Below are 21299 nucleotides of genomic sequence, written 5' to 3'. Positions count from 1 at the left end.
GCCCCTCCAAATATCGATGTGCATCGATGGTTGATTTCATCGACTCGCGTCGATAGAGTCGACGGCATCAATCGATGACTGTCGATGAATGGAGTGGACATGAGCAACGACGAACTGCCCGTGGTCGTGATCGGCGCCGGGCCCGTGGGCCTGGCCGCGGCGGCCGAACTACGCGAACGTGACCGAGGGGTACTGGTTTTCGAGCGGGGCCGCACCGCGGGTGCGGCGGTGGCGCAGTGGAATCACGTGCGCCTGTTCTCCCGGTGGGGCGAGCTGATCGCCCCGTCGGCGCGGCGTCTGCTCGACGTCACGGGCTGGACCGCGCCGGACGAGGACACCTATCCGACCGGCCGGGACTGGCAGCGCATGTACCTCGCGCCGCTCGCCGCCGCGCTCGGGTCGCAGATCGTGCGCACCGGCGTCGACGTGACCGGCGTGTCGCGGCGTGGGCGCGACCGTATCGTGGACGCCGGTCGCGACAGCGCGCCGTTCACCGTGCGCCTGCGTGACGCGGACGGCCGGGAGGAGCGGGTGTTCGCCTCCGCGGTGATCGATGCCTCCGGCACCTGGGGTGCGCCCAATCCGCTCGGCGGGGACGGACTCGCCGCGCTCGGCGAAACCGCTGCGGCGGCCGCCGGTGTGGTCGGCTATCGGGTCCCCGACCTCGACGACCCGGCTGTGGCCGCCCGTCATGCCGGTCGGCACACGGTGATCGCCGGCAGCGGACATTCGGCGCTGACCGCGATCGTGGCGCTGGCCGGGCTCGCCGAGCAGGCGCCGGGCACCCGGCTGACGTGGGTACTGCGACGCGGCGAGATCGGCGCCACCTTCGGCGGCGGTGACGCCGACCAGCTGCCCGCCCGTGGTGCGCTGGGTGAGCGTGCGCGACGCGCGGTCGAAGCCGGACTTCTGGAGGTGGTGACCGGATTCCGCACCGCCGCAGTCGAACCCGCCGCCGACGGGCAGGTCGCGCTGGTCGCCGATTCGGGTGCCCGCGTCGAGGGCGTGGACGCGGTGGTGACGCTGACCGGGTTCGCCCCCGACCTGTCGTGGCTGTCCCAGATCCGCCTGGAACTGGACTCCACGTTGCAGGCGCCGGTACGGCTGGCACCGATGATCGACCCCAACGTGCACTCCTGCGGCACCGTCTACCCGCATGGCGTGGATGAACTTTCCCATCCCGAACCCGGTTTCTATTCCGCCGGAATGAAGAGCTACGGCCGAGCCCCGACCTTCCTGGCCATGACCGGCTACGAGCAGGTCCGCTCCATCGCCGCCGAAATCGCCGGTGATCATGATGCCGCTCGCCGCGTCGAACTCGCCCTGCCCGACACCGGCGTCTGCGGCGGCGCCGGAGTCTTCGACGACCCCGCCGCGGACACAGCCCCCGACACCGCTGAGGCCGCGGCGGGTGGCGGCTGCTGCGGGGCCCCCGCGGCAGCCGAGAACCCCGGACAGGCTGTGCCGGAACTGATCACGCTGACCGGGTCCGGAGCACGCCTGTCGTGACCACGACGGACAACACGCCGCCGACCGCTGCCGGGCTGGATGCGGCCGGTCGGCGGCGGGTGCTGACCGTCTTGTGCGCCACGCAGATCACCAGCTGGGGCGTCCTCTACTACGCCTTCCCCGTGCTGTCGACCTCCATCACCGCCGACACCGGATGGTCGGCGCAGGCGATTACCGCCGCGTTCTCCCTCGGACAACTCGCCGCTGCCCTCACCGGTATTCCGGTCGGGCGGATCCTGGATCGTGTCGGGCCACGGACGGTGATGACCGCGGGGTCGGCACTGGCGGCGCCGGCCGTCGCCGTGGTCGCGCTGGCGCCGAACCTGGCCGTGTTCTATCTCGGCTGGCTGCTCGCGGGCCTGGCGATGGGCGCGGTGCTCTACCCGCCCGCGTTCGCCGCATTGACCCGCTGGCACGGGGAACAACGCGTCCGCGCATTGATGATCCTCACTCTCGTCGCCGGCCTGGCCAGCACCGTCTTCGCTCCTCTGACCGCCGCGGTGGACACGCGCACCGACTGGCGCGTCACCTATCTCCTACTCGCCGCCGTGCTCGCCGCGATCACCATCCCGGCCCACTGGCTAGGACTGCGCGGGCACTGGCCCGACTCGCCACCGATGGCCGTGGGATCCGGATTCGACCGGCACGACCGAGTCGCTCGTTCTCGCTCGTTCCTGGCGCTGACCGTCGCGCTGGCGTTGGGCGCGTTCACCGCCTTCGCCGGAGTGTTCAACCTGGTACCGCTGATGCTCGAACACGACTTCACTCCCGGGCTGGCCGCACTGACCCTCGGCCTCGGCGGCGCAGGACAAGTCCTCGGCAGGCTCGGCTACCTACAGGTCACCGCCCGCACCGGCCCCGGCACCCGCCTGATCGCCGTGCTCGCCGGGACCTCGGCCGCCACCGCCCTGCTCGGGCTCGCCGACACCGTGATCGCCTTGATCGTGATCTCCATCGGTGCGGGACTCGTGCGCGGTGTCACCACTCTGGTGCAGGCCACCGCCATCACCGACCGCTGGGGCCCCGCCCACTACGGAAGCCTCAACGGTCTCCTCAACGCCCCCATCGTCATCGTCATGGCCCTGGCCCCCTGGGCCGGAACCGCCCTCACCGCTGCCACCGGCAGCTACGCGAACACCTACCTCGTCCTCGCCGCCGTCGCCGCACTCGCCGCCCTCATCGGCGCCGCTGCCACTCCCACTCTCCGCACCACACCCGAATCTGTTGCCACCGAGGGACATCGATGAGCTCGAACGTCGACGCGATCGTCGTCGGCGCCGGCCAATCCGGCCTGGCCGCCGCCCACCACCTCACCCACGCCGGCCTACGGACCACGGTGCTCGAAGCCGGACCCGAACCCGTCGGCTCCTGGCCCCACTACTACGACAGCCTCACCCTGTTCTCCCCAGCCCGATACAGTTCCCTCCCCGGACATCCGTTCCCGGGCGATCCCGACCACTATCCGCACCGTGACGAAGTCGCCGATTACCTGCGCGACTACGCCGCCCACCTGATCGCCGACATCCGTACCGAAACCCGTGTCACCACCGTGACTCACGGCAGCGCGGGATTCGCAGTGCACAGCGACACCGGCGAGATATTCGCCGCCCCACTGCTGGTCGCCGCCACCGGCGGCTTCGGCAACCCGAATCGGCCCACCCTTCCAGGACAAGACCGGTTCGACGGCACGATGATGCACGCCGCGGACTACCGCGACCCAGCCCCGTTCACAGGACACCACGTGGTCGTGGTCGGCGCGGGCAACTCCGCGGTACAGATCGCCGCCGAACTCGCCGATACCGCCGCCACCGTCACTCTCGCCGCCCGCCGACCACCGAAGCTCGTGCCCCAGAAGCCCTTCGGACGCGATATCCACTACTGGTTCACCCGCACCGGCCTCGACACCGCACCGATCGGCCGGTTCGTCGAACACCCGCCCACCACACCGGTGTTCGACACCGGCCACTACAAGGCCGCTCTCGCCGCCGGACGACCGGCCGTGCGCCCGATGTTCACCACTCTCGACGCGGAGTCCGCGCGCTGGCGCGACGGCACGGCAACCCCGGTCGACACCGTTGTCACCGCCACCGGTTATCGCCCCGACCTCGGCTGGCTCGCCGACCTCGGCGCCCTCACCACCGACGGCGCACCTCGCCACCGTGAAGGGCTGTCCACCACCCACCCTGGGCTCGGTTACCTCGGTCTGGAATGGCAACGCAGCCTGTCCTCGGCCTCGCTGCGTGGTGCAGGCCGCGACGCCGCCCGCCTCACGAGGTCACTGGCTCGCGCTGTACGCGTCTTCTCCGATTGAGTTCGAACCGGTCCAGCGTCAGCGGTGTCATCGCAGGGTGAGTGGGGTCGCGTCATCGACGTGGGTCAGTTTCTGCGGGTTGCGGACGTAGTACAGGCCGGTGATGCGCGAGTCCTCGACGTGCATCGCGATGACGCCGTCGAGCTCCCCGTTCATATGCAACGCCAGCGCCGGTCCGGCGTTGATCACGGTCGGCTCGGCGACGAGCGTGATCGCGTGCCTGGTAAGGCCGCCGACCATGAATCGGGCCACCTTGTCGGCGCCGACGATCGGCCGTGGTGTGGACTGCCTGATGCCACCGCCGTCGCTGATCGCCACGACGTCGGGGGCGAGCACGTCGAGCAGCCCTTGCAGATCCAGGGTCTCGAGCGCACGCCGGAAGGCTTCGACAGTTGCCTCGGCTTGTCGAGCGGTGACCGGATGGCGAGGGCGCCGGGCTTCGACGTGGCGGCGCGCGCGGTGGGCGATCTGGTGCACCGCGGCGGGGTTTTTGCCGACCGCGGCCGCGATCTCGCCGTAGTCGAACCCGAATGCTTCGCGCAGCACGAACACCGCCCGCTCGGTCGGGGTCAATGTCTCGAGCACCAGCATCAGCGCCATCGACACGCTTTCGGCCAGTTCGATATCAGCGGTCACATCCGGGGTGGTGTGCAGCGGCTCCGGCAGCCAGGAGCCCACGTATGTCTCTTTGCGCCGTTGCATCGAGCGCAGCCGGTTGAGCGCCTGGCGGGTGGTGATCCGGACCAGGTAGGCGCGTTGATCGCGCACCCGGCTCGCGTCGACCCGCACCCAGCGCAGCCAGGATTCCTGCAAGACGTCCTCGGCGTCGGCCGCCGATCCGAGCATTTCGTAGGCGACCGTGAACAGCAGATTGCGATGCGCGACAAAGGTATCCGTCGCCAGGTCGGTGGCTTCGTCGCCGTTGTCCGATCCGGCTGCCTCGTTGTCGGCTCGCCGTCGGCCGAGTGGTTCACCCGAGGTGTTCATGTGGTCTCCGCTGTCGGTGGCGAGTCCTACGCGACCGGCGCCGCCGTGTCGTCGTGCCGGGCGCGCAATACCCGCGGCCTGTGCTTGCCGTCCTTGGGCCAGTGGTGCGAGCCGGGCTCGCGTGCTTCGTTCACCAGGTGCGCGACGCTGGCTCGGCAGGAGAATTCCTTGAGTTTCCTGCCCGCGAACCCGCTGAAATAGAGCGGCAACGCGGTGTCGTCCTTGCGGCCGAGCTGGAAGATCCCGGCGCCCCGGCCGAAGCTGATGCACATGGCGGGGAAGGCCAGGTCGATGGGCTCGGGCTGCTCACCGGCGATCCGTTCCAGCACGGTATCGGCGGCGTGGGCGCCCAGGCATCCCGCGGCGTACGCGCTCATCCGGAACGGCAGATCCGACGGTGCCGACGCGTCGCCCGCGGCGATGATGTGCTCATCGTCGATGCTGGTCAGTGTCTCGTCGGTGAGCAGCCGCCCGGCCGCGTCGGTGCGCAACCCGCTGCGCGCGGCTAGATCCGGTACCCCGAAACCCGCGGTCCAGAGGGTGACCGCACTCGCCAGTGTCCGGCCGTCCGCGAGTTCCACGGCTTCCCCTGTCACCGCAGTGACCGACGCACCAGAGCCCTCCAGCACGCGGACCCCGAGCTCGGCGAGGTATTTGCGGGCGGTACGTCGAGCCCGCGGGTGCAGGTACGGACCGAGGACACCGCCGCAGACCAACGTGATGGCGCGACCCCGCTCCGCCAGTTCCGCCGCGGTCTCGATACCGGTCGGGCCGCCCCCCACGACGGTCACCGCGGCCGTGCCGGGCATGTCCCACAGCACCGACCGCACCCGCTGGGCGGCCTCCAGGGTGGCGATCGGATAGGCGAATTCGGCTACGCCCGGCACCTGCGGTCCCGCGCTGCCGCTCCCTACGGCGTAGATCAGATAGTCGTAGCCGAGCGGGGCGCCTTCGGCCAGAGCCACGGTGCGCCCGGCCGCGTCGATCCGCGTCGCGCTGTCGACGACGAGCCGCACGCCCTCGGCCAGGACATCGCTGTAGTCGACAACCGCGTCGTGCGTCCCGCCCACCAGCTGGTGCAAGCGCAGCCGTGGGACGAAAGCAGAGCGCGGATTGATCACGGTGACGCTTACGTCGTCGCGCTGCGTCAGACGATTGGCCGCCATCACCCCGGCATACCCGCCGCCGATCACAACGACATCGATGGTGTTGCTCATGGTGTGTGTTCCTTTCGCTCCGAGAGGCTCGAACACAAGACACCGCGACGACGAGAACCCTGACAGTATGTGACTCGGATCACTCAATGATCGGGCTGTCGGTATGCCAGCGTCTCAGCGCCGGTCCCAGCGGCGCGAACTCGGCCACTGCCGATCGCCCTGCCGGCGGCGAGATCGATCCCGAACGAGTCGACAGCGTGTCCGGTGATGTCCCCGATCATGCGTTCTCGAAACTTATCCTCGGAACTTGGCCTCGAAAGCTCCGGACGGATAGCTCGACAGCGCTCGCAAATCAACCGCGAGCCATGTCCACGAATCTGCTCAGGTGCAATTGATGGGCGACAGTAATAGTTGCTGTAGGACCGTTTCGGTGCTTTCCGAGAATTAGGTCCGCTTCACCACCGCGGGGGTCGTCACGCTCGAATGCATCGGGTCGATGTAAAAGGATGACCATATCCGCATCCTGTTCCAAACTGCCCGATTCGCGAAGGTCGGAGACCATCGGTCGTTTATCTGTCCGCTGTTCCGGACCGCGATTCAGCTGGCTGATCGCGACGACCGGAACTTCCAATTCCTTGGCGAGCAGTTTCAGATTTCGGGAGAAATCCGATACTTCCTGCTGACGTGATTCCACTTTCTTGCCGGAGGTCATCAGCTGCAAGTAGTCGACCACGACGAGCTTGAGGTCGTGACGCTGCTTGAGTCGCCGTGCTTTGGCCCGGATTTCCATCATGGTCAGGTTCGGGGAGTCGTCGACGAAAAGCGGTGCCTCGCTGATCTCGCTCATCCGGCGGGCCAATTTGGTCCAGTCGTCGTCGCTCATGCGGCCCGAGCGCATATCGCCGAGCTTGATCGCCGCTTCGGCCGAGAGCAGGCGCATGACAATTTCCGTACGGCTCATTTCCAGAGAAAATATGACGCTGGCCAAACCGTGTTTGATCGAGCAACTGCGCATGAAATCCATGCCGAGCGTCGAGTTGTGGGTAGGCACCATCGCGTGTCCAGCCAGGTACAGATGGGCGGGATTGTCGACTTCGACGCAGCGCACAGGTACGGACGCGATACGGCGGACATCGACAATATAACGCGCTCGAGAGCGCGAGGTGTTCGTGGCTGCGCGACGTTCCTTGTGGAGTGTGGCTTTTCGAAACAGTCCGAAGACCTCGTCGTCGGTCGCAAAAGTGAGGGTGTAGGCCACTGACCTTTCCGGCGATCGGCCGCGCACCCTCTTGGTGGAGATGCCGCAGCGGTAGCCGAGGCCGACCACAAGGTCGTGGACGTCATCGAACAGGTGCTTGTCGGTCACTGAGAACTGAACAGAGCCTCCGTGGGTGACTGTTCCATCGGTGTCGAGCAGACCCGCGAGCATTGCCCGCCGCTGGGCTTCGGACGCTCGCAGATACTGCATCGGAATGTGTTTGTTGTTAAGCACTCCCAGCGTACGAAGCCGCGCTTGGAGAGTGCCGACAGCATTTCGGCATACCTGGCACATCCGGAGGCCGATCGATGGGCCATCGCACAATGCACATGTCGGCGCCGCGACGGGAGTTGAGACGAAGCGAGCACGCCCACCGCAGGACCGGCCGCACGTACGCACCTCGCTGGTGAACGGGACGAACTCTCGCCCACACACCACGCAGTTGCGCGGTGCCACGGGATCCCCTGCAGGGAGCTGTAACGAGTAGCGCAGATGCGCCGAGCGGGATCGGGACGCGACGATGCCTTCGCCCTCGATTCGCGCGATGATCTCCGGATCCGCCGAGGTTATGTGGGCGGTATTCGCGGTGCCGTCGCCCAGCCACGCACCGAGCGTGTACGGCGGTATCAAGAGTTCCTGCTCTGGCAATTGCAGTGCCCGGGTATTGGTCACTGAGTGCTCGAGTCGGCGATCTGTCGTATTGCACCGAAGGGTCGCGGCGATTTCGCCCGTTGTCCTGACTTCTGCAGAGATCCGAGGAGACCTGCGCGATGCGCGTGTGTCGGTCAACCACTGGTGTTGCTCGTCCGCGACGATGACAGTGCCGTCGGAGAATTCGACTTCATAACAGGGTCGGCCGACGAGGACCTCCGTGGCTGCGACGACGCGAGTAGGTCGGCCGTCGGCATCCATGAGTTCGTCACCGATGGCGACCTCCCCCATCGTCGTCCAGCCGCTGGGAGTCGGTAGCGGCGTGTCCAGGGCCAGCGCCTTACCCACGCCGGGCCGGGCGGCAACAATGATCATCTGACCGGGGTGCAGACCATTGGTGATCTCGTCGAGGTCGGAGAAACCGGTGGGGACGCCGAGGGAGATGCCGCCGCGGGAGGCGATGGAGTCGATCTCGTCCATCGTGGGTTGGAGAAGTTCCTCGAGGGGGAGGAAGTCCTCGGTGGTGCGGCGTTCGGTGACCTCGTAGACCTCGGCTTGGGCGCGGTCGACGACCTCGGCGATGTCTTGGCCGTCGGCGCCCGCGTAGCCGTATTGCACGATGCGGGTGCCCGCTTCGACGAGGCGGCGCAGGATGGCCTTCTCCGCGACGATCTCGGCGTAGAAGCCGGCGTTGGCGGCGGTGGGGACGGTCTGGGTCAGGGTGACCAGATAGGGGGCGCCGCCGATGCGCTTGAGCTCGCCACGGCGTTCGAGGCCGGCGGCGACGGTGACGGGGTCGGCGGGCTCGCCGCGGCCGTAGAGATCGAGGATGGTGTCGTAGACGGCCTGGTGCGCGGGGCGGTAGAAGTCGCCGGGGCGCAGCACTTCCACCACGTCGGCGATGGCGTCCTTGCTGAGCAGCATGCCGCCCAGGACCGACTGTTCGGCGGCCATGTCGTGGGGTGGCTGACGGCCGAAGTCCTCGCCGGGGGGCTCGGGCGGGAAGTCGCCCCGGTGCGTGCGGTCATCGGTGGTCGTCACCTGCTCGACGTCCTCTCTCCTCGACGATCAGGCCGGTCCACGATGTCTACTCCCTGGCACCGACAGATTCGCCGTTCACACCGGTCGGCCCAGCAACCCCGGCGCACGGCGGCCGAAGACGACCACTGCACGGGTTGCATTGTGGACAATGCGTGGACACTAGCGACCGGACACGCCGTCGCCAAACACACCTGTGCATGAAGCTGTGGATAACTTGTGGACTGTTTACCCGGCAGTTGTGCACCCCCTGTGGACAACTTGGGGAAAACCCTGCGCAGGCACGCCGAAGCCGCTGATAGATGCTTGTTTCTGCATCTATACAGGTGTGGATAGATAATTTCGCGGCGTGTCGCCTCAGGTGAACAATCGGGCGTGTCAGGTAAACAGCGCGGGTGTTCGATATGAACTAGGTCACAGTGAGGGCGGTTGGTTTTCGTCGTCATCCACCGGTGATCCACAGGACATCGCGAGCGCGCGGGTATCGGAGCACTGCTTATGCGCACCGGGTATCGACCCGACCCGAAGGAATCTCGGCAAACGTCGTGCAACCGGTCCGCGGAGCAGCCGTCGTCACCCCCGCGTGTACAGCGGGGGTGACGACGGGCGAGCAGAACCGATGCCGCTCAGGAAGCGGCGTCGACCTGCAGGTTGAACTTCGCGGTCACATCGGGGTGCAGGTGCACCGCGATGGTGTGCTTGCCGGTCGCCTTGATGTGCGACTTCGGCAGCTCGATGCTGCGCTTGTCCAGCACGGGGCCGCCCGCGGTCTTGATCGCGGCGGCGACGTCGGCCTGGGTGACCGAGCCGAACAGCTTGCCGGTGCCCGCGGTCTTCACGCTCAGCGAGACCGACTCCAGGCCCTCGATGGCCTGCTTCAGCTCGTTGGCGTGATCGAGGTCGCGCACCCGGCGGGCCTCCTGCGAGCGGCGGATGCCCTCGACCTGCTTCTGAGCGCCACGGCTGGCGACGATGGCCAGACCGCGGGGCAGCAGGTAGTTGCGTCCGTAACCGTCCTTGACCTCGACGGTGTCGCCGGGGGCACCGAGGTTGTCCACGTCAGCGGTCAGAATCAACTTCATTTGCGTGCCTCCCTTGCTCAGCGAGCCGTCGACACGTAAGGCAGCAGCGCCACCTCACGCGAGTTCTTCACGGCGACGGCGACGTCGCGCTGATGCTGCACGCAGTTGCCGGTCACCCGGCGAGCGCGGATCTTGCCGCGATCACTGACGTACTTGCGCAGCAGCGCGGTGTCCTTGTAGTCGATCGAAACGGTTCCGGACTTGCTTTCCTTGCAGAAAGTGCAAGCCTTCTTCTTCAGCACCTTTTCGCGCGCGGGCGCCTTAGGCATGGTCTTCTACCTTCGTTTTCTGTCTGGCCCGCGTCGAGGCGGGCCGGTGAAGCCGTTCGAGACCAGCTCAGAACGGCGGTTCGTCATCCATGCGGCCGCCCCCGAAGGAGCCTGCCGCGGGCGCGCTGCCCCACGGGTCGTCTTCTGCCGCACCACGATTGCCACCGCCGGCGTTGGCCGGAGCCGAGGAACCGGCATAGTTGCCGCCTCCGCCGCCGAACCCACCGCCGCCGCCACCGCGGCCGGCCTTGTTGACCTTCGCGGTGGCATAGCGCAGGGAGGGACCGACTTCGTCGACCTCGAGTTCGACGACCGTGCGCTTCTCACCCTCGCGGGTTTCGTAGGAGCGCTGCTTGAGTCGTCCGCTCACGATGACGCGAGCGCCTCGGGTCAGGCTCTCGGCGACGTTCTCCGCTGCTTCACGCCAGATGTTGCAGCGCAGGAAGAGCGCTTCGCCGTCTTTCCACTCGTTGGTGTTCCGGTCGAATACGCGCGGGGTGGACGCGACGGTGAAGTTCGCAACCGCCGCTCCCGCGGGCGTGAAACGCAATTCGGGGTCGGCCGTCAGGTTACCGATGACCGTGATGACCGTGTCGCCTGCCATGTGGGTTCCTCCTGGTGAGTCGCGGACACACTCGCTGTCGCGCTAGAGCCTAGAGTCAGGCACCGACGCTCACGAGGACATGCGCGGACCCGGGGTAGCGGCCTTACTTGCCGTGGCGCAGAACCTTGGTGCGCAGCACGGTCTCGTTGAGGCCCAGCTGGCGGTCGAGCTCGCTCACGGTCGCGGGGGTCGCGGTGAGATCGATGACGGCGTAGATGCCTTCGGCCTGCTTGCGGATCTCGTAGGCGAGACGGCGGCGGCCCCAGATGTCGACCTTGTCGATCTTGCCGCCCTCGGTCTTGACGACGGAGAGCAGGTTATCCAGGGACGGACCAACGGTGCGCTCGTCCAGGCTCGGATCGAGGATGACCATCACTTCGTAATGACGCACGGACCAATCACCTCCTGTGGACTAGGAAACGGCCACGGACGGTCCGTGGCAGGAGGGTTCGTTGCGTCAGCAACCCGACAAGGCTACATGAGGGCCTGCTGAGCAGCGAAATCGGGCGGTGAGGCCGCCGCGACGGCCCCGACCGGCCGTACTCGGCGGCCCCGTCGAGCCGGACAGCCGCCGCCTACCGACCGGCCGACCGGCGCCTAGGGTGGTGATCATGGCGACCGGAACCGCCCCCAGCGCGTTGCCCGCAGGCCCTGTGCCCCGCCGGAGCGCCGTGACGGCGGTGGTGCTGCTGCTGTGCGGCGCCACCTTGACGCTGGCATATCTGAACAAGGCCCGCTGTGCCGGACCGCCGTTCTACGAGGACGGCCGCAGCGTGGCCTTCGACATCGCCAAGGACGCGCGGGTCTGCTACTCCGACATCCAGTACCTGTGGCTGGGCCGGGATATCGACAACCACGTCTTCCCCTACATCCACGGCGCCATCACCGCCGACGGCTGGCTGACCGGCGGAACTGTCGAATACCCGGTGCTCAGCGGACTCCTGATGTGGCTCGGCGCGATCGGCGCGCACGACGACGCGGCGTTCCTGCTGCACTCGGCGCTGCTGCTGGCTCCGTTCGCACTGCTGACCGCGTGGCTGCTGGCCCGGCTGGCGGGCCGGTGGGCGCTGTTGTGGGCGGCCGGGCCGCCGCTGGTGCTCTACGCCTTCCACAACTGGGAGCTGCCGGTGGTGTGCACCGCGGTGGCAGCGGTGTACGTGGTGACCGCGCTGACCCGGTACTCCCTGCGCACCAGGGGGATCATCGCGGCGGTGCTGCTCGGGCTGGGATTCTGCCTGAAGATCTATCCCGGCATCTTCGTCCTGCCGCTGGTGCTGCTGGTGCTCACCAGAGGAATCGGACGCGGCCATCGCGCGCCGGACGGCACACGACCGGACATGCGCGGTTACGACGTGCGAGGCGCGCTGCTCACCGCCGGCGCGGCGATCGCGACGGTGGTGCTGGTGAACCTGCCGTTCGCCATCGCGGGGTACGAGGGCTGGCGGGCGTCGTTCACCTTCCAGCAGCAGCGTCAGACGGATATCACCACGAATTCCATCTGGTACTGGAGTCATCACCTGGTGGTCGGGCGCTTCGCCGAGATGGAGCCGAGCTGGCACGACGGGGTCGGGCTGGCCTCACCGGTGCTGATCGCGGCCGCGTTCCTGGCCGCCGCCTATATCGGCTGGCAGCGGTACGCGGCGGGCGAGGTCTATCCGTGGGTGGCGGTGAGCGCGGCGATGCTGTGCGGATTCCTGGTCTTCCACAAGGTGCACTCGCCGCAGTACACGCTCTGGTTGATCCCGTTCTTCGTGCTGCTCGCGGTGCCGTGGCAGGTGGTGGTCGCCTACCTGTTCGCCGACATGGCGATCGGTGTCGGGGTGTTCCGGTACTTCTACCTGCTGGGCTCGGGCGAGCCGAGCGAATCGGCGGAGATGGTGGTCGAGTTCGGGGTGTGGGGCCGGGCGTCGCTGCTGGTGTGGCTGTTCTTCCTGTTCGCCTACACCTGCCCGCGCGTGGTGGGTCGACGGGCGCGATCGCGGACCGACCAGATCCACACCGCGTGATCGTGGCGGCGCGCGGGTTTCGCGCGGCGAACGCCACGATGACCGGCGACACTGGGTGAATGCTGCAGTTGAGGGTGCTTTCCCCCACCGCGTTGACCGAGGGCGTACTGGCGACGATGACCGAAGATCCGGCGGTGAGCGGATTGGCGCTGGTCCGGGGCGCTTCTCTGAAACCGCCGGGTGACCTCATCTTCGCCGAGGTGGCGCGGGAGGCGGGCAACGACATCATCGACCGGTTGCGCGGGCTGGGGGTACACCAGGAAGGCAGTATCGAGATCGATCAGGTGCGAACCTGGTTGTCGCGCAGCGGTTTCGAGGCCGAGGTGCGCACCCCGGGCAGCAGCGCCGACACGGTGGTGTGGGCGGAGGTCGCGCAGCGCTCCTATGAGGAGTCCGAGCTGAACTGGGCCTACCTGAGTTTCATGACGCTGGCGACGATCATCGCGGCGATCGCGATCGTGCTCGATTCGCAGATCTTGGTGATCGGGGCGATGGTGCTCGGCCCGGAGTTCGGTGCGATCGCCGCGCTCGGCGTCGCGCTGGTGCGCAAGCGGTACGTCCTGTTCCGGCTGGCCTTGCGCACGCTGGTGTACGGCTTCGTGGCCGCGATCGCCACGACCCTCCTGCTGGTGCTGCTGGCCAGGGCGGTCGGCTGGATCACGGTCGCCGATGTGACGGGCCCGCACCCGAACACCGAGTTCGTCTACAGCCCCGATCGGTGGTCGCTGGTGGTCGCGGTGATCGCGGCGGCGGCCGGGGCGCTGGCGCTGACCTCGGCGCGATCCGGCGCCATGGTGGGGGTCTTCATCTCGGTGACCACGGTGCCCGCCGCGGGCAATATCGCCCTCGGTGCGGCATTCGGGGCCGGCTCGGCGGTGTGGGGAAGCATGGTGCAGCTGGCGGTGAATCTGACCGGGATGGCGCTGGCGGGTTGGGCGACGTTGGCGTTGCAGCGGGCGGTGTGGTCGCGGGTGTCGGTGCGACGGGCGAAGGCGCTGCACCTGCCTTACCGGATGGTCTGAGGACCGGGTCCGCTGGAGTCGGCGACCGGAAAGACAGCGGCAGCGACCCCTCCGATCCGGAGTGATCGCTGCCGCGTGTCGGTGGGAAGGTCAGGAGACCGGCGCCACGGACTTCTCTTCCTCGGGTTCGCCCGCTCCGTCGCCGTCAGCGGCCTCACGCCGGTTGCGCAGAACGCTGCTGGTGAACGCCGCGCCGATGAAGGCGACACCGACCAGACCGGTGATGATCTCGTTGATGTGCACGCCGATCGAAACGATCAGGATGGTCGCCAGCGCGCCGATGGCCCAGTGGGCGCCGTGCTCGAGGTAGACGTACTCCGAGAGCGTGCCCTTGCGCACCAGGTACACCGTGATGGACCGGACGAACATCGCGCCGATCAGGCCCAGGCCGAGCGCGATGATGATCGGGTCGGAGGTGATGGCGAACGCGCCGATGACGCCGTCGAAGGAGAACGAGGCGTCGAGCACTTCCAGGTACAGGAACAGGAAGAAGCCGGCCTTACCGGTGGCCTTGGCCAGATCCGACGGGCCGCTGTGCTCCTCGTCGAACTCCTCGGTGTGGAACATCGAGCCCAGGCCGTCGACGGCGATGTAGACGATCATGCCGAGCAGACCGGACAGCAGCACCGTGGCGCGGACGTCCTCTTCGGCGAGGAACTCCGCGGCCAGCACCAGGCTGACACCGGCCACCACGACCGAGAGCATGTCCAGCTTGCCCGCGCGGGCCAGCGGGCGCTCCAGCCAGCTCAGCCAGGTGATCTCGCGCTCTTCGAAGATGAAGTTCAGGAACAGCAGCGCCAGGAACATGCCGCCGAAGGCCGCGATCGAGGGATGCGCCTCGGTCAGCAGGGTTTCGTAGCTGGGGCTGCCGTCCGCGAACGTGGGCGCGTCGTTCGGCGGCGGGTTCAGCGCCAGGTCGAACGCTTCGACCGGGTTCAGGCCCGCCGTCACCCACACGATCGCGAGGGGGAACACCAGGCGCATGCCGAACACGGCGATCAGCACGCCGACGGTGAGGAAGATCTTCTGCCAGAACTCGCTCATCCGCTGCAGGACGGTGGCGTTGATGACAGCGTTGTCGAAGGAGAGGGAGACTTCGAGGATGCCCAGGATCGCGCACAAGAACAGCGCGGTGGGGCCGCCATAGAGGAACGCCACGACCAGCGACGCCACTGTGACGAGGCCGGACAGGCCGAAAATGCGCAGGACCACGCGGGGACCTTTCATGGATGGACGGTGAATCGGCTACATCGAGTTCCAGCGTGGCCGGTCATCGCGGGGATGTCCAACGTTTGTGACCGCCTCTGCCGACGAAGAGGCGGTCACAGGGCAGGCGGTGACGACAGACGAAGGGGGCTCGGTGCGCGAGCCCCCTTCCACGGACGACGATCCGTCAGACGTTCACGCCGTAGTCGCGGGCGATGCCCTCCAGGCCGGAGGCGTAGCCCTGACCGATGGCGCGGAACTTCCACTCGGCGCCGTTGCGGTAGAGCTCGCCGAAGACCATGGCGGTCTCGGTGGAGGCGTCCTCGGTGAGGTCGTAGCGGGCCAGCTCCTCGCCGTTGCTGCGGTCGACGACGCGGATGTAGGCGTTGCGCACCTGGCCGAAGGACTGCTGGCGGGTGGCGGCGTCGTAGATCGAGACCGGGAAGAAGATGCTCTCGATGGTCGGCGGGGTGCCCGCCAGGTCGACGTTGATGACCTCGTCGTCGCCTTCGCCCTCACCGGTGCGGTTGTCGCCCGCGTGCTCGATGCTGCCTTCGGGCGACTTCAGGTTGTTGAAGAACACGAAGTGCTGATCGGAGACGACCTTCTTGTCCGCGCCGGTGGCGATCGCGCTGGCGTCGAGATCGAAGTCGGTGCCGGTAGTGGTCCGAACGTCCCACCCGAGGCCGACGGCAACGGCGGTCAGGTTCGGCGCCGCCTTGGTCAGCGAAACGTTGCCGCCCTTGGACAAACTGACACCCATGCGGGAATCCCTTTCCTTAGTTCGTCTGTGGTCCCAGCCTGTCCGGATCGCCGGGTACGACATACGACAGTAGTAGGTTTCGCCGGACTTGCGTAGGAACTGAGGTCGACCCCGGTGAACAGCCCGATCTCCTACCATCGGGGCGTGGCTGGGCGCATGCGGGGATGGTTTCGCTCCTCCGGAGACAACGAGTGGATGCAGCAGGCCCGCGCCAGGCTGGCCCAGGCGTTCCTGGACATGGACCGCAGGCAGAGCGCGGCCGAGGCCGCGGTGCATGCCGCGCAGCAGATCTTCCCCCGCCAGGATCACGCTCGGGCCTGGGAACCCGTGCGGGCCCGTTGCTACGCCGCCGCCGACACCTATCTGAGCTGGTCGCAGGAGCTGGAGGCGGCCGAGCGGGACAACACCTGGCTACCGATGGGGCAGGCCCGAACCGATTCGGTGCTCGCCCAGCTCGCCGACGCGTCCGCCGGGATCGACGCCTTCTACCGGCCGCGGCAGGCCGCGCTGGAGGAGGCGGTGGATCTCGTGCGGATGGTGCCCCGGCTGGCCGAGCAGGTGAAGGCCGATGCCGCCCGGGTCCGCGCGCAGGCCGCGGCCTCGGAGTTCGCCGGATACCCCTCGGTGCGGCAGCGATCCGGCGCACTCGATGAGGCGATGCTCACACTGGAAGCCCTGGATTCCGGTGCCGAGGCAGGCCGGGTCAGGGAGGCCGCGAACAGGGTGCAGGCGCAGGTCAAGGAGCTGTCAGAAGCTTTGGCACAGGCTCCCTTTCGGCAGACGGCCGCGACCAACGCGGTGGCATCGGTGACCACCAGACTCGACGCCGTTCGTACGCGCGCGCGAGGGCTCGCGCCCGCGTACTCGGCGCTGCTGCGGGAGTTCCATGCTGCGAGTTCGGCGGATTTGGCCAACAATGAGCGGGAGAGCCAGCGAGCGATCGATGCCGCCGCCGACGCCCTTGCCCGGGCCCGTGCGGCATTGCGCGAGAACGACCCGGAGACCGCCCTTGAACTGACCTCCACCGCGCGGGGTGGCCTCGGTGAGGCCGAACAGCTGATCGACAGCGTGACAGCCCGGCTGGCCATGCTGCGATCCGTGCGGGACGACCCCGCAGAAAAGGTTAAGGACGTACGATTCCGGCTGCGAGACGCACAGATGCTCGCGGTCAGCCGGGACCTCGTGAGCGAATGGGGCTCTGTGCTGGACGCGCAGGCCGAACGCATCGATCGGATCAGCGCGACACTGTCGGGACGCCACCCCGACTACTGGGCGTATGTGACGGAACTGGATGCCGTCACCGAATTCATCGCCGGTGTGGTCGAGCGAATGAGAAGACAAGCAGGACGACCCCGATAACTCACGAGCCCACGATTCTTTCATCCCCTAGATCTTTGAGCCCATCAGAATGGAGCTTCGATGACCGCTTCCGTCGCCCTCCGGCAGGAAGTCTCCCTGCGGAAGCGACTGCCGCTGCGCCACTTCCGGCAGCTGCAAGGCCCCGTCGCCAGAACACTGTTCCATCGCCAGCCCGAACCCTTCGGTGACCTGCTCGATCGCGAACTGCTGGCTGTCGCCCTCGGGGCCACCTTGTACGTACCGGCGACCAGAGCCGATCTGGCCGACACCATCCGCAGACGCGGCGAACGCGGCGTGTGTTCGATGGTGATCGACCTGGAGGACGCGGTCGCCGACCACGAGGTCGAGTTCGCCAAGAGACAAGCCGTCGCGGCGCTGGACGAGCTGGCGGGCGACCGGGATTGCGCCCCGCTGTTGTTCGTGCGGGTGCGCGATGCCGACACCATCGGCGAACTGGCCGACCAGCTCGGCCCCGGCGTGGCGGCGCTGGCCGGCTTCGTGTTCCCCAAGTTCGACAGCGTCTCCGGGCAGAAGTACCTCGACGCGCTAGCCTTCGCCGGTGACCGGCTCGGCCGCACAGTCTTCGGTATGCCGGTTCTCGAGTCGCCCGCTCTGGTGCATCGCCAGACCAGGGACACCGAGCTGACCCATATCGCGGCGATGCTCGCCGAGCACCGGGAACGGATACTGGCGGTGCGCATCGGCGCGACCGACATGTGCTCGACCTTCGGCATCCGCCGCGACCGCGACCTGACCATCTACGACGTGCGGGTGGTCGCCGACGTGATCGCCGACATCGTGAACTACCTGGGACGCGCCGACGGCACCGGGTTCGTCATCACCGGCCCGGTGTGGGAGTACTTCGCCGACCATGAGCGGATGTTCCGGCCGCTGCTGCGGACGGCGCCGTTCGAGGAGTCCGACGCGGTGCCGTTCCGGCAGTACCTGGTGAGCCGGGACCTGGACGGGCTGTTGCGGGAGATCACCCTGGACCGGGCCAACGGTATCCAGGGCAAGACGGTCATCCATCCCTCGCACGTGGCGGCGGTGCACGCGCTGTCGGTGGTGTCCCACGAGGAGTACTCCGACGCGCTCGACATCCTGCACGCCGACGTCGGCGGGGTGGCGGCCTCGGGCTACCGGAACAAGATGAACGAGATGCGCCCGCATCGCAGCTGGGCGCACCAGACCATGCTGCGCGCGCGGGTGTTCGGGGTGGCGAACAAGGGAGTGTCCTTCGTGGATCTGCTGACGGCCGCGGTGGCGGGATGAGCGCGCCCTGGGCCACGCGAACGCTGGGACTGGAGCTGCGAGAAGCAGCGTGCGGCGGTGCGGCGGGAGTCGGCACCGACGAGGTGGCGACCGGGACGACGGCAGCCGCAGGCCCAACGGAGGGCGGCGGCACGGCGAGCGGGTGGCTCCGGCCGCCGATCGGCGCGCTGGTCACGCCGGGTCTGCGGCGCAATCCGCGCCGCGCGCACCTGCTGGTCTCCACCGTGCTCGGCAAGCATCTGCCGACCGATCCCCGGGTGGTGCTCGCCGCGGGCGACCGGCTCGGCGACCGGGTGCGCGAGGTGCTGGTGCGCGCCGCGAGCAGTGGATACACCTCGTCACCGACGTCGGGTTCGGCCGCGGTGGTGCTCGGTTTCGCCGAGACCGCCACGGGCCTGGGCCACATCGTGGCCGCCCGGATCGGCGCGCGCTGCTACCTGCACTCGACCCGCCGCGACGTGCCGACCGCGCGCACCCTCACCGGCTTCGAGGAAGGCCATTCGCACGCCACCTCGCATCTGCTGCAACCCGAGCCGGCCGAAGTCTTCGCCGGGGACCTGCCGTTGGTGCTGGTCGACGACGAGATCTCCACCGGCGCGACCGCCCTGGACGCGGTGCGCGCCCTGCACGAGTTCGCGCCCCGCGCGCACTACATCCTGGCCTCGCTGGTGGACATGCGCACCGAGGCCGACCGCGAGCGGTTCGAGAAGGTGGCCGCCGATCTCGGGGCGCGCATCGACACCGTCTGTCTGGCCCAGGGCGCGACGGTGCTGCCCGAGAACCTGATCGAGGCCGTCCGGGCGCTCCCGGAGCCGGAACTCAATCCGGTCGCCCCCCGGCCGGGTGCCTCGCATCGGGTGGAATTGCCCTGGCCCGCCGACGTTCCCGAGGGCGGACGGCACGGCATTCTCGACACCGACACCCAGGCGTTCGAAGCGGCGCTCGCAGCGGCGGACACGGTGCTGCGGGCTCGCCTGGCCGAGGTCGCACCAGGGCGGCCGGTGATCGTGCTCGGCCACGAGGAACTGATGTATCTGCCGCTGCGCCTGGCGGATTCGCTGGCGGCGGCCGGGATCGCCAGTCGATTCCAGACGACCACCCGCTCCCCCGCCTACGTGCTCGACGAACCCGGCTACCCGCTGCGTCGCGGTTTCCGCTTCCACGCGCCGGAGCCGGTCGACGAGGTGCCGCGCTACCTCTACAACGCGCAATGGCTCACCGATTACGACGCCGAGTTGTCCGCCTTGTTCGGTGCGGAACCGGAGCTCGGTGCCGCGCCGGTGCTGGTGCTGGTCGTCGACGGCCCGGCCGATACGCCGGAGCTGATCGCCGCGGGCGGCGTGGTCGATGTGCTCACCGCGTCGGGTGCCGATGTTCTGGTTGCGGTCGTGCCGGGTGCGGACCCGGTGGCGCTGCGTGCGTCGCGTGCGGCCGGGGCTGCGACCGACGAGGCAGAGATATCGGTGGCGCCGCGTGCGTCGCATGCGGTGGCGGAGACGATCGCCGAGGCTACGGGGCAGGCGGCACCGGTGGCAGCATCGACAGAGGTACGGGCAGACCCGTCGGCGGCGGCAGTGCAGGTGAAGGCAGTGCGGATGAAGGCAGTGCAGGTGAAGGCCCGCCGCGACCTTCCCCGGCCCCTGTACGGACCGGAGTTCGGATCGTACGCGGCGCATGAGGTCTCGTGGCTGTTGAAGGATCTCTCCGACGTGGATCTCGAGGCCGATGTCGCCGAACGGGAGCAGCGCATCCAGGCGGGCGAGGCGCATTACGCGGAGTCGCTGCCGATCGAGTACCAGCCCGACGCGCAGTATCGCGAGTTGTTCGAGACGGTGCTGGCCGACAGTGCCGAACGGCTGGCGCTGGCGGTGGCGACGGTGGCCGAACTGGTGGTCGCCGAGCGCGGTCCGGACGTGACGCTGGTGTCGCTGGCCAGGGCGGGCACGCCGGTCGGTGTGTTGATGAAGCGGTGGCTGGCCTATCGGGGGCACTCGGGTGCGCCCGCGCTCGACGTGCCGCACTACGCGGTGTCCATCGTCCGCGATCGCGGGATCGACGCGGTGGCCCTGGACTACCTCGCCGCTCACCACGATCCGGCGTCGGTGGTCTTCGTCGACGGCTGGACCGGTAAGGGCGCGATCGCCAAGGAACTCGGCGAGGCGCTCGACGCCCACCACGTGGCGGGCGGGGCGCGTTTCGACGCCGACCTGGCGGTCTTGGCCGATCCGGGCAGTTGCGTGCGCACCTACGGCACCCGCGACGATTTCCTGATCGCCTCGGCCTGCCTCAATTCGACGGTGTCCGGACTGGTCTCGCGCACGGTCCTCAACGACACCCTGATCGGGCCGGGCGATTTCCACGGTGCGAAGTTCTATCGGCACCTGGCCGATCAGGACGTGTCGGTGCGGCTGCTCGACAGCGTCGAGGCGGCGTTCGAGACCGTGGCGGCCCGGGTGCCGGAGGCGCTGGCCGCGGTGCGGGACAGTGACCGGACTCCGACCTGGTCCGGCTGGGCCTCGGTGGAGGCGGTGCGCGCCGAATACGGCATCAGCAGCGTCAACTTCGTCAAGCCGGGCGTGGGGGAGACCACCCGGGTGCTGTTGCGGCGGGTGCCGTGGCGGGTGCTGGTCCGCGACCTCGACGCGCCCGAGCACGCCCATATCCGATTACTGGCCGCGGCCCGTCAGGTCCCGGTCGTGGAAGTTCCCGAGCTGGCCTATTCCTGCATGGGATTGATCAAGGAAGTGCGGTAACCGCTGTGATATCGGATCGAAGACCCCGGTCGGAGGCGCTGGTCGCCACCGA

General features: G+C 68.1%; 17 protein-coding genes. 8 read left to right on the top strand and 9 right to left on the bottom strand.

Annotated elements, in window-relative coordinates:
* Positions 1 to 99: 99 nt before the first annotated feature.
* Genes IU449_RS19270 through IU449_RS19260 form a run of 3 tightly spaced genes read left to right on the top strand, consistent with a single transcriptional unit; the run spans position 100 to position 3820 of the window.
* Positions 100 to 1509 (top strand): FAD-dependent oxidoreductase, encoded by a 1410-nt coding sequence (locus tag IU449_RS19270; RefSeq protein ID WP_195003498.1) that lies wholly within the window; start codon positions 100 to 102, stop codon positions 1507 to 1509.
* Positions 1506 to 2756: an MFS transporter gene (locus IU449_RS19265; protein WP_324188326.1), complete on the top strand. Its 1251-nt coding sequence runs from the start codon at positions 1506 to 1508 to the stop codon at positions 2754 to 2756. The genes IU449_RS19270 and IU449_RS19265 overlap by 4 nt, the downstream gene beginning before the upstream one ends.
* Positions 2753 to 3820, top strand: a complete 1068-nt coding sequence (locus IU449_RS19260; protein WP_195003497.1) for a flavin-containing monooxygenase — start codon at positions 2753 to 2755, stop codon at positions 3818 to 3820. Before IU449_RS19265 ends, IU449_RS19260 begins: the two co-directional genes overlap by 4 nt.
* A 27-nt stretch (positions 3821 to 3847) precedes the next feature.
* On the opposite strand, the gene IU449_RS19255 is transcribed toward IU449_RS19260, so the two are convergent.
* The 7 genes from IU449_RS19255 to rpsF form a co-directional block, all read right to left on the bottom strand.
* On the bottom strand, positions 3848 to 4807 hold the full coding sequence (locus IU449_RS19255) for an RNA polymerase sigma-70 factor (RefSeq protein WP_195003496.1): 960 nt from the start codon (positions 4805 to 4807) through the stop codon (positions 3848 to 3850).
* A gap of 26 nt (positions 4808 to 4833) precedes the next feature.
* Positions 4834 to 6024: an NAD(P)/FAD-dependent oxidoreductase gene (locus IU449_RS19250; protein ID WP_195003495.1), complete on the bottom strand. Its 1191-nt coding sequence runs from the start codon at positions 6022 to 6024 to the stop codon at positions 4834 to 4836.
* Between the two features lie 292 nt (positions 6025 to 6316).
* Complete coding sequence (gene dnaB, locus IU449_RS19245) at positions 6317 to 8914, bottom strand: replicative DNA helicase (protein ID WP_324188325.1); 2598 nt, start codon at positions 8912 to 8914, stop codon at positions 6317 to 6319.
* A 623-nt stretch (positions 8915 to 9537) separates the two neighbouring features.
* On the bottom strand, positions 9538 to 9993 hold the full coding sequence (gene rplI / locus IU449_RS19240; protein ID WP_195003494.1) for a 50S ribosomal protein L9: 456 nt from the start codon (positions 9991 to 9993) through the stop codon (positions 9538 to 9540).
* A 17-nt stretch (positions 9994 to 10010) separates the two neighbouring features.
* Positions 10011 to 10262 carry a 30S ribosomal protein S18 gene (gene rpsR, locus IU449_RS19235; RefSeq protein ID WP_067852649.1) on the bottom strand — a complete coding sequence of 84 codons (252 nt, stop codon included), beginning with the start codon at positions 10260 to 10262 and terminating at the stop codon, positions 10011 to 10013.
* A gap of 67 nt (positions 10263 to 10329) precedes the next feature.
* Positions 10330 to 10866 (bottom strand): single-stranded DNA-binding protein, encoded by a 537-nt coding sequence (locus tag IU449_RS19230; RefSeq protein ID WP_195003493.1) that lies wholly within the window; start codon positions 10864 to 10866, stop codon positions 10330 to 10332.
* A 103-nt stretch (positions 10867 to 10969) separates the two neighbouring features.
* On the bottom strand, positions 10970 to 11257 hold the full coding sequence (gene rpsF, locus IU449_RS19225; RefSeq protein WP_040799956.1) for a 30S ribosomal protein S6: 288 nt from the start codon (positions 11255 to 11257) through the stop codon (positions 10970 to 10972).
* 220 nt (positions 11258 to 11477) lie between these two features.
* Between rpsF and IU449_RS19220 the strand changes: the two genes are divergently transcribed.
* Positions 11478 to 12872, top strand: coding sequence for a glycosyltransferase 87 family protein (locus IU449_RS19220; RefSeq protein ID WP_195003492.1), 1395 nt, complete (start codon positions 11478 to 11480; stop codon positions 12870 to 12872).
* 59 nt (positions 12873 to 12931) lie between these two features.
* Positions 12932 to 13894 (top strand): DUF389 domain-containing protein, encoded by a 963-nt coding sequence (locus IU449_RS29520; protein ID WP_195003491.1) that lies wholly within the window; start codon positions 12932 to 12934, stop codon positions 13892 to 13894.
* A 90-nt stretch (positions 13895 to 13984) separates the two neighbouring features.
* Here the strand turns inward: IU449_RS29520 and IU449_RS19210 are convergent, their stop codons facing one another.
* Entirely contained in the window at positions 13985 to 15106 is a 1122-nt protein-coding gene (locus tag IU449_RS19210) for a DUF475 domain-containing protein (protein WP_195003752.1), read from the bottom strand.
* A gap of 181 nt (positions 15107 to 15287) precedes the next feature.
* A complete protein-coding gene (locus IU449_RS19205; protein WP_195003490.1) occupies positions 15288 to 15863 on the bottom strand; it encodes a TerD family protein in 576 nt (191 codons plus the stop codon).
* A 144-nt stretch (positions 15864 to 16007) separates the two neighbouring features.
* Here IU449_RS19205 and IU449_RS19200 point away from each other — a divergent pair, with 144 nt between their 5' ends.
* From IU449_RS19200 to IU449_RS19190, 3 genes are read left to right on the top strand one after another with little or no spacing between them, the layout of a single operon-like run.
* Complete coding sequence (locus IU449_RS19200) at positions 16008 to 17222, top strand: hypothetical protein (RefSeq protein ID WP_324188324.1); 1215 nt, start codon at positions 16008 to 16010, stop codon at positions 17220 to 17222.
* Between the two features lie 60 nt (positions 17223 to 17282).
* Positions 17283 to 18494 carry an HpcH/HpaI aldolase/citrate lyase family protein gene (locus IU449_RS19195; RefSeq protein ID WP_195003489.1) on the top strand — a complete coding sequence of 404 codons (1212 nt, stop codon included), beginning with the start codon at positions 17283 to 17285 and terminating at the stop codon, positions 18492 to 18494.
* Positions 18491 to 21247 (top strand): phosphoribosyltransferase, encoded by a 2757-nt coding sequence (locus IU449_RS19190; RefSeq protein ID WP_195003488.1) that lies wholly within the window; start codon positions 18491 to 18493, stop codon positions 21245 to 21247. Before IU449_RS19195 ends, IU449_RS19190 begins: the two co-directional genes overlap by 4 nt.
* The last annotated feature ends 52 nt before the right edge of the window (positions 21248 to 21299 follow it).

Origin of the sequence: Nocardia higoensis (genome assembly GCF_015477835.1) — a bacterium.
GTDB lineage: Bacteria > Actinomycetota > Actinomycetes > Mycobacteriales > Mycobacteriaceae > Nocardia > Nocardia higoensis_A.
The sequence above is the reverse complement of the archived record's forward strand: the minus strand, read 5'-3'. Positions and strand labels throughout refer to the sequence as shown.

Excerpts from the sequence above, each read along its gene's own strand:
- IU449_RS19220 (WP_195003492.1), top strand. The coding sequence starts at position 11,478 with ATGGCGACCGGAACCGCCCCCAGCGCGTTGCCCGCAGGCCCTGTGCCC.
- IU449_RS29520 (WP_195003491.1), top strand. The coding sequence starts at position 12,932 with ATGCTGCAGTTGAGGGTGCTTTCCCCCACCGCGTTGACCGAGGGCGTA.
- IU449_RS19230 (WP_195003493.1), bottom strand. The coding sequence starts at position 10,866 with ATGGCAGGCGACACGGTCATCACGGTCATCGGTAACCTGACGGCCGAC.
- IU449_RS19260 (WP_195003497.1), top strand. The coding sequence starts at position 2,753 with ATGAGCTCGAACGTCGACGCGATCGTCGTCGGCGCCGGCCAATCCGGC.
- IU449_RS19195 (WP_195003489.1), top strand. The coding sequence starts at position 17,283 with ATGACCGCTTCCGTCGCCCTCCGGCAGGAAGTCTCCCTGCGGAAGCGA.
- IU449_RS19270 (WP_195003498.1), top strand. The coding sequence starts at position 100 with ATGAGCAACGACGAACTGCCCGTGGTCGTGATCGGCGCCGGGCCCGTG.
- IU449_RS19190 (WP_195003488.1), top strand. The coding sequence starts at position 18,491 with ATGAGCGCGCCCTGGGCCACGCGAACGCTGGGACTGGAGCTGCGAGAA.
- IU449_RS19205 (WP_195003490.1), bottom strand. The coding sequence starts at position 15,863 with ATGGGTGTCAGTTTGTCCAAGGGCGGCAACGTTTCGCTGACCAAGGCG.
- rplI (WP_195003494.1), bottom strand. The coding sequence starts at position 9,993 with ATGAAGTTGATTCTGACCGCTGACGTGGACAACCTCGGTGCCCCCGGC.
- IU449_RS19250 (WP_195003495.1), bottom strand. The coding sequence starts at position 6,024 with ATGAGCAACACCATCGATGTCGTTGTGATCGGCGGCGGGTATGCCGGG.
- IU449_RS19255 (WP_195003496.1), bottom strand. The coding sequence starts at position 4,807 with ATGAACACCTCGGGTGAACCACTCGGCCGACGGCGAGCCGACAACGAG.
- rpsR (WP_067852649.1), bottom strand. The coding sequence starts at position 10,262 with ATGCCTAAGGCGCCCGCGCGCGAAAAGGTGCTGAAGAAGAAGGCTTGC.